Origin of the sequence: Neobacillus niacini (assembly GCF_030817695.1) — a bacterium.
Taxonomy (GTDB): Bacteria; Bacillota; Bacilli; order Bacillales; family Cytobacillaceae; genus Neobacillus; species Neobacillus niacini_F.
Genome location: NZ_JAUSZQ010000002.1, coordinates 3645595 through 3660262, shown reverse-complemented (window position 1 = coordinate 3660262; position 14668 = coordinate 3645595). Strand labels below are relative to the sequence as shown.

The following is a 14668-nucleotide window of genomic DNA, read 5'->3' as shown; positions in this document are numbered from 1 at the left end:
TAGATTTTTCAGAAAGAGGAGGGGTAAGAATGCAGATTGGTTCCAAAGCAGCTGTAAAAGAAGTAATAAATCCTTCAGTTTCCATCTCTACAAAATCTAAAAAATCCTTCTTTCAGAGGATGATGTCACAAAAAGCATTGTTGGCCATGAGTCTGCCATTCTTGGTTTGGTTAATTATTTTTAAGTATATTCCGTTGTGGGGTTGGTCGATTGCCTTTCAGGACTTTAAGCCAGCAAGAAGTTTATTTGACCAGGAATGGATAGGGTTAGAACATTTTAAGTTTTTATTTACCGATGATAATTTTTGGCGCGTCCTTCGGAATACACTCGGCATGAGCACGATTAACCTGGTATTAGGTTTCGTTACAGCTATTTGTCTTGCCCTTCTGATTAATGAAATTAGGCATACAAGGTTTAAGAAGTCAGTACAAACCATCAGTTATCTGCCGCACTTTATATCATGGGTAGTTGCCGCAAGTATTGTCTCTTACAGCCTTTCGCTCGAAAACGGAATCGTTAATATCGTATTGGTAAATTTGGGGATTATTGATGAACCCATTCTATGGCTTGGTAAGGAAAAATGGTTCTGGGTAATCAACGGACTAACAGAGGTTTGGAAGAATGTAGGCTGGAATACGATTATTTATTTAGCAGCTATTACCATGATTGATCCAGAACAATATGAGGCTGCCGATATTGATGGAGCATCTAGATTCCAACGAATTAGACATATTACACTACCATCTTTAAAGCCAACGATTATCATCTTGCTCATCATGAACTTAGGTTACATTTTAGAATCAGGCTTTGAAGCACAGTATTTATTAGGAAATCCTATGAACCTAGCTTACTCAGAAAACCTTGATATTTATGTATTAAAGTACGGTATGTCAATGGGGAACTTCTCACTTGCAACCGCTGCCGGTATCTTTAAAACCGTTGTGAGTTTCATCTTCTTATTTACCGCAAACCATATTGCCAAACGATTTGGTCAGCCAAGGCTATTCTAGGGGGGAACTATATGGCACAGAAACGATTTTTCAAAGCTACTCGACATTACTCCGGTGTAGGCGATTATTTATTTGATATTTTCAATTATACTTTTTTAGTTTTGCTATGCGTGGTGATGTTATATCCATTTCTTAATCAGCTGGCTGTTTCCTTAAATGAAGCTAGTGATTCGTTAAGGGGAGGTATTTATCTCTGGCCGCGAGAATTTACTTGGGCAAATTATGAACACGTTTTTGGTGAAGCGAGTATCGTAAATTCTTTCTTCATTTCAGTTTTAAGAACCATTATTGGTACATTAACATCCGTTTTGGGTACGGCAATGGTCGCTTATACCATTAGCCGAAAGGATTTCGTTCTTAAGAAATTTGTGACGATTGCGTTCGTTTTAACGATGTATTTTAACGGTGGATTGATTCCGAACTATATATTAGTGAAAGAATTAAATTTATTAGATAGTTTTTGGGTTTATATTATTCCAGGCATTATTGGAGTATTTAATTTAATCGTGATTCGTTCCTTTATCGAGGGAATTCCAGAAAGTTTATTCGAATCTGCAAAAATAGATGGCGCGGGGGATTTTACCATTTTTATAAAAATTGTCCTGCCGTTGTCCCTGCCGGTATTAGCGACTGTATCATTGTTTGTAGCGGTTTACCAATGGAATTCTTGGTTTGATGTATTCTTATACAATTCATCAAGTGCAAACCTGTCTACCCTTCAGTATGAGCTAATGAAGATTCTGCAGAATTCAAATGCTTCGATGTCTGGTAAAACCGCTGCAGACGCATTTGCCAATGCCAATGCAAGTGCCAACATGGTTTCGCCAACATCCATTAGGGCTACGATGACCATCGTTGCAAGTCTTCCAATCATTATGGTTTATCCATTCCTGCAAAAATACTTTGTTAAAGGGTTAACCCTAGGCGGAGTAAAAGGTTAAAAAACGGATGAGGTTGCTCATCCGATTTTTTTGTTCACTTGGGCTCGACGGATGGAAAATAATAGTCAAAAAAATTAGAAAATATAGATACATATCCTTCAACCTCTGTTAGTATATTCATTAAGCTAAACTTTGTTTAATTGTTAAACAATGTGAAATGACTACACAGAAGAAAGGGAGAGTGTACCATACATGAATAAGAAAGTACTTTATAACGATGGATGGGAATTTGCCAAAAGCAGCCTTGAAAATACATCAAATACTACTTTGGCATTTGAGCCAGTAGACTTGCCCCATGACTGGCTGATTTATAATACACTAAATCTATATGAAAACAGTATTGGCTGGTATCGAAAAAAATTTCTATGGAACAAAGAAAGTGATGAGATACTCTTGTGTTTTGATGGAGTTTATATGGATTCTACTGTATACGTAAATCAAAAACTTGCAGGAGAATGGAAAAATGGATATTCCTCTTTTGAACATAATATTACAAAACAGTTGATAGAAGACGAAAATGAGATTTTAGTAAAAGTGGTTCATCAAAGCCCCAATAGCCGGTGGTATTCAGGAGCTGGGATTTACCGTAATGTTTGGCTTAAGGAAAGAAACAAGAATCATATAATAACAGATGGTATATACATCTCAACCACTAAAAACGACCATGGGTGGCAAGTAGAAGTTGATACAGAAGTAAAAATCTACGAGGAGGTAGAAATTTCACATACGATTCTTTATAAGGGAAAAATGATAGCTATTTCTTCTGAAAAAGTAGCTGCGGGAACTAATCCTATTTCTTGTAACCGGCAAAGTATTCTTGTGGATGATCCATATCTCTGGAGCCCGGATGAACCTAATCTATATCAAATTGTTACCACTATGCTCCTGGTCAATCAAGGAGGGAAAGAAATTGAATCGATTACTCAAAATCTGGGATTTCGTACCATCGTCCTTGACCCAAATTCAGGTTTTTATATAAATGGAGAAAGGATGAAGCTGAACGGCGTCTGTGAACATCATGATTTAGGAGCCTTAGGAGCTGCATTTAATAAGACCGCGCTTAAAAGAAGGTTTGTAATCTTAAAAGACATGGGAGTAAATTCCATTCGAACTGCTCATAATATGCCGGCAAAAGAATTGATGGAACTGGCTGATCAGATGGGAATCCTTGTTGTCTCGGAAGCATTTGATATGTGGGAGAGATCCAAAACACCTTATGATTATGCTAGATTTTTTAAAGATTGGGCTTATAGGGATATAAGAAGCTGGGTTATGCGTGACCGAAATCATCCAAGCTTAATCATGTGGAGTATTGGAAATGAAATTTATGATACACATGCTGACGAAAGAGGGCAAGAAGTAACCAAAATGCTTAGGGCATTTGTATTGGAATTTGATCCGAAGGAAAATGGAAGGGTTACCATTGGATCGAATTATATGCCGTGGGAAAATGCACAAAAATGTGCTGATATCGTGAAGGTTGCTGGATATAATTATGCAGAAAAATATTATCATAAACATCATGCAGAGCATCCTGATTGGATTATCTATGGCAGTGAAACCGCATCTGTCGTACAAAGCAGGGGAATCTATCACTTTCCATTTGAAAAATCGATACTTGCTGATGATGACGAGCAATGTTCCGCCCTTGGGAATAGTTCAACAAGCTGGGGGGCAAAGTCAACAGAAGCATGTATTATTGCCGATAGAGATGCACCTTTCTCACTGGGGCAATTTATCTGGACTGGATTTGACTATATTGGAGAACCAACTCCATATCATACAAAGAACTCCTATCTTGGACAAATTGATACGGCTACATTTAAAAAAGATTCGTATTACATCTATCAAGCAGAGTGGACAGATTACAAAAAAAGCCCCATGGTGCATATTTTCCCATATTGGGATTTTAATAGAGGGCAGATAATTGATGTCAGGGTTTGCTCCAATGCCCCCAAAATTGAGCTGCAATTAAATGGGGTTACGATTGGAACTCACAAAATTGATCATGAAAACGGAACAGAGCTTGTTGGCTGGTGGAAAATACCGTATGAAGAGGGCGAGTTAAAAGCAATCGCTTATGACGAAAAAGGGAAAGTAATTGCAACAGATGTAAAACGATCCTTTGGAGATGTAAAGAAGATTGGTCTCCATATGGATAAAGAAACTCTTCATGCAGATGGTACCGATTTAATTTTTGTAGAAATCAGCATGGAAGATGAAAACGGCAATCCTGTTGAAAATGCGAATAATCGAGTGCATGTAAAGGTTACAGGAGCAGGGCGTTTGCTTGGCTTAGATAATGGAGACAGCACTGATTATGACCAGTACAAAGGGACAAGCAGGAGACTGTTCAGTGGAAAGTTAATGGCTATTGTAGGGGCAACATTAGATCCTGGAAAGATTAAGATTGAAGTATCCTCCAAAGGTTTGGAAAGTCAGACTTTAACGATTGAATCTCTGCCTGCTGAGATTCAACTTTTTGAGGGAATCGCTGCACAAACTCAGAATCAAGAATTGCCATGTGTAATGGGAATAGTAGAAGAAATCCCTGTTCGCAAGATAGAAATTATTAGCGAGTCAGGTCAACTGTTTGATGATACAAAGAAAGAGATGTACATAAAAGCGAGATTATACCCAGAGAATACGTCTTATCAAGAGGTTGAGTGGAGTATTGTAACTGCTGGAGGTATCGCTTCCAATAATGCCAAGATTGAACCTAATGGTCATGAAGCGAGGATTATTGCCTTAGGCGATGGCAATTTCCGAGTTCGTTGTACAAGTAAGAATGGTACAGACAAAACGAAACTTATTTCGGAATTAGAATTTAGGGCAGAGGGACTTGGCACATTCTACAAAAATCCTTATGGTTTTATTTCTGCAGGTCTCTATGATTATAGTAAAGGTGAAGTGGGGAATGGAAATGAGCGCGGTGTAGCGACGGCTAGAGATGGCGAAACTCAAGTTGGCTTTCGTGATATCGACTTTGGACCTTATGGTTCCGATACCATCACAATTCCCATTTTCGCCTTATCAAGTGAAGAATATTCACTACAAATATGGGAAGGCATGCCAGATGAAGAGGGAAGTGAACTACTGGCTGATGTAATCTATCAAAAAGAATCGAAGTGGAATGTGTATCAAGAAGAAACCTATCGGTTATCAAAAAGACTACGCGGTATAACATCCATTTGTTTTGTACTTCAGAAAAAAGTTCACATTAAAGGATTTTCTTTCGAAAAGAATAACAGAGCTTTTGAACAAAATCTGGTGTCGGAAAGTGACTCCATATACGGAGATACGTTTGAAATAACTAATCACGGTGTTGAAAGGATTGGGAATAACGTTTCGTTAGAGTTTGAACAAATGAACTTTGCAGATGAGGGTGCAACGAAACTTATTATTTTTGGCAGGTCTCCTATTGATAAAAATACGATTCACGTGCGATTCACTAATCAGGAAGGCGAAAATAACCAACTTGTAGAATTTACGTACTCCGAGGGATACCAAGAACAGACCTTTAACTTGGAAAAAATAATAGGAATGCAGAAAGTAACCTTCATATTCCTGCCGGGAAGCAACTTTGATTTTGGCTGGTTTCGATTTGAGCAATAGACTTTAGGTAGGACTAATTAGTCCTGCTTTTTTTCGTCTTAAATTAATAGGTAAAAAATAATTCAAACAATTACGACATTTTATTGTAAAGAATCAAATAATTTAATATTATAGATATAGTTAGTTTGTTGCTTGTATAAACAAAGTGATGAAGACTATGTTATTTAAGGAGAGATAAGTTATGAAAATGGCAGTAGAAATTCCTTCCTTATCAAGAGTGTATCAAGAATTTTTTAATATTGGAGCCGCGGTTAATTTAAGAACAATTGAATCACAGCAGAATTTATTAGTAAAACATTTTAATAGTATTACAGCTGAAAATGATATGAAATTTATAGAAATTCAGCCTGTTCAGGGACAGTTTACATTTGAGAAAGCCGATCAATTGGCAGCCTTTGCACAGAAAAATGGTATGAAAATGCGAGGACATACATTAGTCTGGCATAATCAGACTCCAGATTGGGTATTTCAAGATGTTAATGGTGAGCAGGTTGATAGAGAAACCCTATTACAGCGGATGAAAGAACATATTAACGCGATAATGAAAAGATATAAAGGGACAATTTTTTGCTGGGATGTCGTAAACGAAGCAGTAACAGATGAGGGACCAGAATTGTATAGAGCGACAAAATGGTTAGATATTATCGGCGAGGATTATATAGAGAAGGCTTTTGAATTTGCTCATCAAGCTGACCCTGATGCCCTGCTTTTTTACAATGATTATAATGAGTCTAATCCTCAAAAACGAGAAAAAATCTATAAGCTTGTTAAATCATTAGTTGATAAGGGTGTTCCAATTCACGGTGTAGGGCTTCAAGCTCATTGGAATCTAGTAAATCCTAGTCTGGAGGATATTCGTGCAGCGATTGAACGATACGCATCACTTGGCTTGAAGTTGCATCTGACAGAGTTAGATGTATCCGTTTTCAACCATGAAGATAAGCGGACTGACCTTACGGAACCAACTCCTGAAATGTTAGAATTGCAGGCTGAGAGATATTATCAAGTATTTCATTTACTTAGAGAATATCGAGATTCTATCACTTCTGTAACGTTTTGGGGTGCTGCTGATGATTATTCTTGGTTAAGTGATTTTCCTGTTAAAGCAAGAAAAAATTGGCCGTTTCTCTTTGACGAAAATCATCAACCTAAGGACTCTTTTTGGAAGGTGGTCCAATTTTAAGACCATGAGAGTAGTAGTGAAAAGACAAATATAAAATCATATAAATGGTTAAAGGAGGGAAGAGAATGATTAATGTTGCTATTATTGGGGCAGGAGCGATTGCACCTGCACATATAAAAGCTTATCAACTTTTTGATGACAGATGTAAGATTGTCGCTATTTGCGACATTTTTCCAGAAAAAGCTGAAAAAATGGCAGCAAATTTTAACCTGGATGTTGAAATTTACAGTGATTATAAAGAAATGTTAAAAATCTCCGACATCCATTTAGTGTCAGTTTGTACTCCGCCTTATACTCATGCAGAACTAGCAATTGCTTGTCTTTATACAGGGAAGCATGTTGTTGTAGAAAAACCGATGGCTTCTTCTTTAGAAGAATGTGATGCTATGAATCTTGCACAAAAAAGTAGTGGGAAGATTTTATCCATTATTTCTCAGAACCGCTTTACCAATCCCATGATGAAGCTAAAGTCAGTCCTTGATACAAAACTTATGGGACCTATCGTACATACACAGGTAGATTCGTTTTGGTGGAGAGGGCATTGTTACTATGATTTATGGTGGCGTGGTACATGGGAAAAAGAAGGAGGCGGATGTACTTTAAATCATGCGGTGCACCATATTGATATTTTCCATTGGATGAATGGAATGCCTTCTGAAGTTACTGCAGTGGCAACAAATACATCACATGACAATGCTGAGGTAGAGGACCTTTCAGTGGCAATCTGTCGTTATCCTAATGGCAGTTTAGCACAAATTACAAGTTCAGTTGTCCATCATGGGGAAGAACAACAATTGATTTTCCAAGGGAAAAATGCCCGTGTGTCTGTACCGTGGAAGGTTAAAGCCTCCAAGTCTAAGCCGAACGGTTTCCCGGAAAAGGATGAGGAGCTAGAGGCTAAGTTGCACGAAGTTTATGAACAGGTAAATGATCTCGAGTTTGAGGGTCATACAGCACAAATTGAGGATGTATTATCCGCAATTAAAGGGAAAAGGAAAGTTCTTGTTGATGGCATTGAAGGAAGAAAAACTGTGGAATTAATAACAGCTATCTACCAATCTGCTAGTTCAGGTCAAACTGTAAAACTGCCATTAAATGAAAACAGTCCTTTATATACTAGAGATGGTGTCTTAAATAATGCTGTTCATTTTTATGAAAAAAAGAAGCATATAGAGAACTTTACAGAAAATTCGATTACACTAGGCTCAAAATATGAGTAATAATTGGACTTTTATTAAGAGGAGGCCAAAACATGGACAGAAATGATGGAATGAATTATGCACCAAAAGGATTAGTGAAAACTGTAGTTGTTGAACCAGGTGTATTTCAATTTGCAGCGATTGGTCTTGACCATGGTCATATATACGGGATGTGTAATGGCTTAATAGAAGCGGGAGGCAAATTAGTTGCGGTTTATGATCCCGATCCAAAAAAGGTGGAAGGATTTATTAAAAGATATCCTGAAGCGGAGGTTGCCTCTTCAGAAGAGGAAATTTTGACGAATCCAGAAATTAAGCTTGTTGCAAGTGCCAATATTCCGTGTGACCGCGGACCACTAGGTCTTCGTGTACTCGATCATGGAAAACATTATTTTACTGATAAGCCGGCGTTTACTACCTTGGATCAAGTAAAACTTGCAAGACAAAAAGTAGCGGAGACTGGGCTGAGATGGGGAATTTATTACGGCGAACGGTTACACTCTGAAAGTTCAATTTTTGCAGGACAATTGATTGAACAAGGTGCTATAGGGCGAGTCGTTCAAGTCTTGGGTACTGGCCCTCATCGTGCGAATCCAAAAAGCCGTCCAGATTGGTTTTTTGATCCTGAATATTATGGTGGTATTTTATGTGATATTGGCAGCCATCAAATTGAACAGTTTTTACATTTTGCCGGTGCTAAGGATGCAAAAGTACTTCATAGTAAAATTGGAAATTATCATTTCAAACAGTATCCAAAGTTTCAAGACTTTGGTGACGCAACACTTGTAGCAGATAATGGTGCAACGTTCTATTTCCGTGTTGACTGGTTTACACCTGATGGACTTGGTACTTGGGGAGATGGCAGGGTAACGATACTAGGAACAAATGGCTATATCGAAGTACGTAAATATATTGATATTGCCAGAGATTCTCGCGGTGATCAATTGTATTTAGTTAATCATCAAGGGGAGAAACATTTTCAATTATCAGGTAAAGTGGGTTGTCCATTCTTTGGAGAGTTTATCCTTGACTGCTTGAATGGAACAGAAATTGCGATGACACAGGAGCATGCTTTTAGAGCAGCAGAATTATGTATTGAGGCACAGGAAAATGCAATCTGGGTTGAAACAGCGGAGAACTCCTTCGTTTTAAAAAGCTAAGTGTGAATCCAATTTTTTAAGATAGAAGAGTAACTTAATTTCGCAAGTTGAGTTGCTCTTTCAAGGAAATTCAGATTTAAAGTATTTATACTATTCCTTTGAAAGGAATGAAAAAAGGAATGAAGATAACTGTTCAGAATGTAATGGATCTGTTAATGGAACCAGTCGGGCGACTTCAAAACACGGTGGATACCCTTAAATCGGGGGATCCAGATATGGAGGTAAAAGGTATTGCCATTGCATTTATGCCGACATATGGGGTGATACAACAAGCATTAGCCAAGGGAGTAAATCTGCTTATCACCCATGAAGGTTTATATTACAGCCACCATGATAATACAGAAACGATAGAAAATGACTCAGTCTACCAAAACAAGCGCAAACTTATCGAAGAGTCTGGAATTGCCATTTTTCGACTACATGATTATATTCATCGATATCGTCCTGACGGTATAACTGCAGGATTGATTCAAGCTTTGGACTGGGAGTCCTATGTAGTAGAACATCAGCAGGCTGCGTCTGTTCTTTCTCTCCCAGTCATGACTGTAAGGGAAATTGCGGAATACATTAAAAGAAAGTTGGACATTAGCTTTGTTAGAGTCGTAGGAAATGTTTCATTACCATGCACGCGAATCGGGTTGTTAGCAGGATATAGAGGCGGAGGTACTTTGTCCATTCCGTTATTTGAAAAAGAAAAGCTAGATTTAATTATTTATGGTGAAGGTGCGGAATGGGAAACTCCAGTATATGTACGGGATGCTATACACCAAGGAAAGCAAAAGGCTTTAATTGTATTGGGTCATGCAGAAAGTGAGGAATCTGGTATGAAGAATCTAGCTGAAGGGGTGAAAGAAATATTATCTTATCTTCCTGTTTTTTATATTCAGGAAAAACCATTATTTCAGGTAATTTAACTGTATTACAAGTAGTATTAGCTCTTAATTTTTTATTTGTTAGAAAATTAAATATTTTAGTTGAAACCGTTTGCAATAAAGTGTTAAAATAAACCTGCATAGTTTATTTAATGAACAAACAAAGTTGAAAAATTTAAAAATTGAGAAATTGAGTCATTTAAGGAATTCCATTTAGCTGCCATAAAGGATTTTTAAAAAACAAATAAGGAGGCGATCAAATGAAACCACTTGCTGAGGTTTCAAAGCATATCCCGCAAGAGATTAGTGTTCCGCAGGAAAAAAGAAAACAGTGGACACTAAAATTAAAATTGGTTAGAAAAGATTGGCAATTATATTCCCTGCTCCTTTTACCTATCATTTATCTGGTTATTTTCAAATACATTCCGATGATAGGGAATATTATTGCGTTTAGAAGATTCATGCCTGGTGGAAGTATTTTTGGTGAAGAATGGGTTGGTCTTCATTACTTTAAGATGTTTGTTCACGATGCAACGTTTTGGCATGTCTTTAAAAATACCCTTATGTTGAGCAGCTTGACTTTACTTTTTGTTTTCCCTGCTCCTATTATTATCGCTTTATTATTGAATGAAATAAGATCTACTAAATTTAAGAAGTTTGTTCAAACTACATCTTATTTGCCGCACTTCCTATCAATGGTTATTATAAGCGGAATGATATTACAATTATCAGCCTCAAATGGTGCGATTAACGCTTTAATTCAATTCTTTGGTGGGGAACCGATCCTTTTTATGCAAGACCCAAAATGGTTTCGACCGATTTATATCGCTTCAGAGGTTTGGCAAACGATGGGGTGGGGAGCCATTCTATATTTAGCTGCTCTTACAAATATAGATGAATCATTATACGAAGCTGCCAGGATGGATGGAGCTAACAGATGGAAACAAACCATTCATATTACGATACCGGGAATTCTTCCTACCATTATTGTATTGCTGATCCTAAATATCGGAAACTTGTTGGCGGTTGGATTTGAAAAGATCCTATTAATCTATAACCCATTAAACTATGAAACATCGGATGTTATTTCTACTTATCTTTTCCGAGTAGGTTTACAATCAAGCAACTTTAGTTATGCTACCGCAATTGGTTTATTTGAAGCAATAGTTGGATTGGTTTTAGTCTATTCTGCCAATTATTTTTCAAAGAAATTCACTGATAATGGATTGTGGTAAGGGAGGATTGGATGATGAAAGAGTCCTTACAATACAAAGTATTTAGAGTAATTAATGTCATTATATTATTGCTTGTGGTTTATATAACATTATTTCCTTTTTTGAATGTTGTTGCCCAGTCATTCAGTGGCCAGGCGGAAATTAACGCAGGAAAAGTAAATTTGATACCAAAGGGATTTAACATCGAAACCTATAAAACGATTCTTAAAGACACGACCTTCTGGACTAGCTATAAAAATACCATTGTTTACACGGTTGTTGGAACAGCGATCTCAATGGTAATGACAACAATGTTTGCCTATGTATTATCGAAGAAACGTCTGATGGGTCGTAAATTTTTCACATCCTTTGCTGTTTTCACGATGTTTTTCCATGGAGGATTGATTCCGAACTACATCCTTATTAAACAACTGGGATGGACAAATTCAATTTGGGCAATCGTTATCCCTGGTGCCATCAGTATTTTTAATATGTTGATCATGAAATCATTTTTTGAGGGAATGCCAGAGGAACTTGAAGAAGCAGCATCGATTGACGGATCCTCTACTTATGGAACATTTTTAAAAATCATATTACCTTTATCAAAACCAATTTTGGCTACCATGTTTTTGTTCTATGCGGTAGGAAGCTGGAATTCCTGGTTTGGAGCATTCCTATATTTGGATAAGGCTGATATGTATCCAGTAACTCTTTACTTGAGAAATCTTTTGGCGGGAGCGACAACTGGCCAATCTGCCGGCGCCACTTCTGCAGATGATTTGACCCAAATTGCTGCAAATATCAAAGCAGTAACGATGGTCTTAACCGTTTTGCCAATATTATGTGTTTATCCATTCGTTCAGAAATACTTTGTTTCAGGTATTATGCTAGGATCGGTTAAACAATAACTTGGATGCAACTTATAAAAATAAGTTCATTATAAAACTTCTAAAATGAAAAATGGGGGAAAATGGGGAATGGCAAAGATTTTAAAGAAGTTAACATTTTTTGTTGCAATTGTCACAGTTCTTGGTAGTTTATTAGCTGCCTGCAGCAGTAAGGAAAGCTCAAGCTCAACTGACTCTTCTTCTAAAGAAGAAGTACAGGGAGTAGCCATGAAAGATTATGGTGTTGGAAAAACATTTAAAGCAACAAAACCAGTTACATTTTCAACCATGTACCAAGATGCTGCATGGTATGCACATAAAGAGAATTGGCTGCTATGGAGCGAAATCACCAAAAGAACCAATGTTAGCTTTGAAAAGACAATTGTTCCAATGAGTGATTACAACCAAAAAAGAAGCTTATTAATTAGTTCTGGGGATGCTCCGTTAATCATCCCTAAAACGTATCCGGGTCAAGAAACTCCATTTGTTGCTTCTGGTGCAATTTTGCCAATTAGTGATTATGTAGAACATATGCCAAACTTTTTAGATAAAGTTAAAAAGTGGAACCTACAACCTGAAATCGATAATTTACGACAAGCAGACGGTAAATATTATCTGCTCCCTGGATTACATGAAGAAGTATGGCCAGATTACACTTTAGCTGTTCGAACAGATATTTTCGAAAAGAATAATATTGCCATTCCTAAAACATGGGACGAGTTCGAATCAGCATTAAAGAAATTAAAGGAAATTTATCCTGATGTTACCCCATTCTCTGACCGCTGGAGCACAACAGGAAACGGTGGCGCATTAGGTGCATTATTGAACTATGCAGCTCCATCTTTCGGAACTGTTGGCGGATTTGGTACACAAAACTATATTACATTTGACCAAGATAAGAAAAAGTTTGTTTACGCAGGTGCAACAAAAGAATACAAAGAGATGCTAACTTACTTCAACGGATTGATTAAACAAGGTTTGATGGACAAAGAAAGCTTATCACAAACTGATGAAGCGGCCAAACAAAAGTTCGTATCTGGTAAATCATTCGTTATTAGTACAAATTCTCAAGAACTCGTAGTTATGCGCGATACAATGAATAAAGAACTTGGGGAAGGGAACTTCTCTATTGCAAAAATTGCCGTTCCTGGTGGACCTGAAGGTCACGTTATGGCTGGTTCTAGATTGGAAAATGGTATTATGATCAATGCGAAAGCAAAGGATGATCCGAATTTTATAGCTTTACTTCAATTTGTTGACTGGTTATGGTATAGCGATGAAGGACAAGAACTAGCTAAATGGGGCGTTGAAGGAACAACTTATACAAAGGAAAATGGTAAACGCGTTCTTACTTCAGATATTAACTTCCTTGGTTTAAATCCGGCTGGAACAAAGGATTTACGTGTTGATTTTGGAATGGGAACTGGTACATTTGCTTACGGCGGAACAACTGACTTACTTCATTCCACAATGAGCGAAGAAGAAGTTAAATTCCAAGATGAAATGCACGCAACCAAGAAAGCAGCACCAGTAAACCCTCCATATCCAATGGAAGCATTGGATCAGGAACAAGCAACACTACTTGCAACTCCATTAATGGATACGGTAAGAAAAAATACAGCTGAGTTCATTTTAGGCTCACGTCCATTATCTGAATGGGATGCTTACGTAACTGAATTAAATGCTAAAGGTATGGATAAATATTTAGACTTAGTTAACAAAGCTTATAAAGATTATCAAAAGAAAATGAAGAAATAGAACAATATTTAAGTGGAACTGCCTGCAATGATTAATCAAATAACAGTTGCAGGCAGTTTTACTATCAACTAAATGATAAAAGGAAGAGTGTAATGAATCAAAAAAATGCATTTGGAGAAGGGATTTTATTCAGTGTAACAAATCATATCTATGCTCTTTTCATGACAAATATTTATTTTGTGATAAGTAATATCATTTGTTTATTTTTTTTCATGACATTAGAACCTACTTTTTCAAATATCTCGATTTATTTCCTGGCACTTATACCGACAGGTCCAGCGATCACTGCACTATTTTATTCAATTGGAAAATTGATTCGTGAAAAAGAACTGTCACCGTTACATGACTTTATCCACGGATATAGAATAAATTTTAAAGACACAATGAAATATTGGCTGCCTTTGCTATTGGTCTTATACATTCTCATTGTTGATTTACAATATTTTAATTCAACTCCTTCTATAATTAACAGCGTGTTATCAATCGTTTTTTTAATTGGAATTATCTTGACAATTGTTATATCCATGAGTGCATTTTTAATTATTGCAGGCTTTAAATTCCGATATAGGGATCTATGGAAATTGTCCGTTTATTATAGTTTTATAAAAGTAAAAATTACCTTTGGAAATATTAGTATTGTCATTATCACTTTGTTTCTAATTTCAGTAACCTCGAAATTTTTACTCTTATTTATTGCAAGTCTCATTTGCTATGCATTTTTGCTAAATAGCAAAGGATTACTTGAAGATATTCAGTTAAAATTTTGTGATTCACAAAACATTCCGAGTTAACCCCTAAGGTTAGCTCTTTAGATGAAGTAAGTCTGTTT

Annotated in this window: 11 protein-coding genes; all 11 read left to right on the top strand. The window is 36.8% G+C overall.

What is annotated here, in order from left to right:
* The first annotated feature begins 29 nt into the window (after positions 1 to 29).
* The 11 genes from QFZ28_RS18590 (at position 30) to QFZ28_RS18540 (ending at position 14630) form a co-directional block, all read left to right on the top strand.
* Entirely contained in the window at positions 30 to 1010 is a 981-nt protein-coding gene (locus QFZ28_RS18590; RefSeq protein WP_307196025.1) for an ABC transporter permease, read from the top strand.
* Positions 1011 to 1021: 11 nt separating this feature from the next.
* Positions 1022 to 1951, top strand: coding sequence for a carbohydrate ABC transporter permease (locus tag QFZ28_RS18585; protein WP_307196024.1), 930 nt, complete (start codon positions 1022 to 1024; stop codon positions 1949 to 1951).
* 192 nt (positions 1952 to 2143) lie between these two features.
* Positions 2144 to 5566: a glycoside hydrolase family 2 TIM barrel-domain containing protein gene (locus QFZ28_RS18580; protein ID WP_307196023.1), complete on the top strand. Its 3423-nt coding sequence runs from the start codon at positions 2144 to 2146 to the stop codon at positions 5564 to 5566.
* Between the two features lie 181 nt (positions 5567 to 5747).
* Positions 5748 to 6749 carry an endo-1,4-beta-xylanase gene (locus QFZ28_RS18575; RefSeq protein ID WP_307196022.1) on the top strand — a complete coding sequence of 334 codons (1002 nt, stop codon included), beginning with the start codon at positions 5748 to 5750 and terminating at the stop codon, positions 6747 to 6749.
* Between the two features lie 65 nt (positions 6750 to 6814).
* A complete protein-coding gene (locus QFZ28_RS18570) occupies positions 6815 to 7969 on the top strand; it encodes a Gfo/Idh/MocA family protein (RefSeq protein WP_307196021.1) in 1155 nt (384 codons plus the stop codon).
* A 32-nt stretch (positions 7970 to 8001) separates the two neighbouring features.
* Positions 8002 to 9108, top strand: a complete 1107-nt coding sequence (locus QFZ28_RS18565; RefSeq protein ID WP_307196020.1) for a Gfo/Idh/MocA family protein — start codon at positions 8002 to 8004, stop codon at positions 9106 to 9108.
* A 119-nt stretch (positions 9109 to 9227) separates the two neighbouring features.
* The gene (locus QFZ28_RS18560; RefSeq protein ID WP_307197066.1) at positions 9228 to 10022 is read left to right on the top strand and encodes a Nif3-like dinuclear metal center hexameric protein; all 795 of its coding nucleotides are present in this window, start codon (positions 9228 to 9230) and stop codon (positions 10020 to 10022) included.
* A gap of 218 nt (positions 10023 to 10240) precedes the next feature.
* Positions 10241 to 11215 carry an ABC transporter permease gene (locus QFZ28_RS18555; RefSeq protein WP_307196019.1) on the top strand — a complete coding sequence of 325 codons (975 nt, stop codon included), beginning with the start codon at positions 10241 to 10243 and terminating at the stop codon, positions 11213 to 11215.
* 14 nt (positions 11216 to 11229) lie between these two features.
* On the top strand, positions 11230 to 12102 hold the full coding sequence (locus tag QFZ28_RS18550; RefSeq protein WP_307196018.1) for a carbohydrate ABC transporter permease: 873 nt from the start codon (positions 11230 to 11232) through the stop codon (positions 12100 to 12102).
* Positions 12103 to 12171: 69 nt separating this feature from the next.
* On the top strand, positions 12172 to 13839 hold the full coding sequence (locus QFZ28_RS18545) for an ABC transporter substrate-binding protein (RefSeq protein WP_307196017.1): 1668 nt from the start codon (positions 12172 to 12174) through the stop codon (positions 13837 to 13839).
* Positions 13840 to 13931: 92 nt separating this feature from the next.
* Positions 13932 to 14630: a DUF624 domain-containing protein gene (locus tag QFZ28_RS18540; RefSeq protein WP_307196016.1), complete on the top strand. Its 699-nt coding sequence runs from the start codon at positions 13932 to 13934 to the stop codon at positions 14628 to 14630.
* The last annotated feature ends 38 nt before the right edge of the window (positions 14631 to 14668 follow it).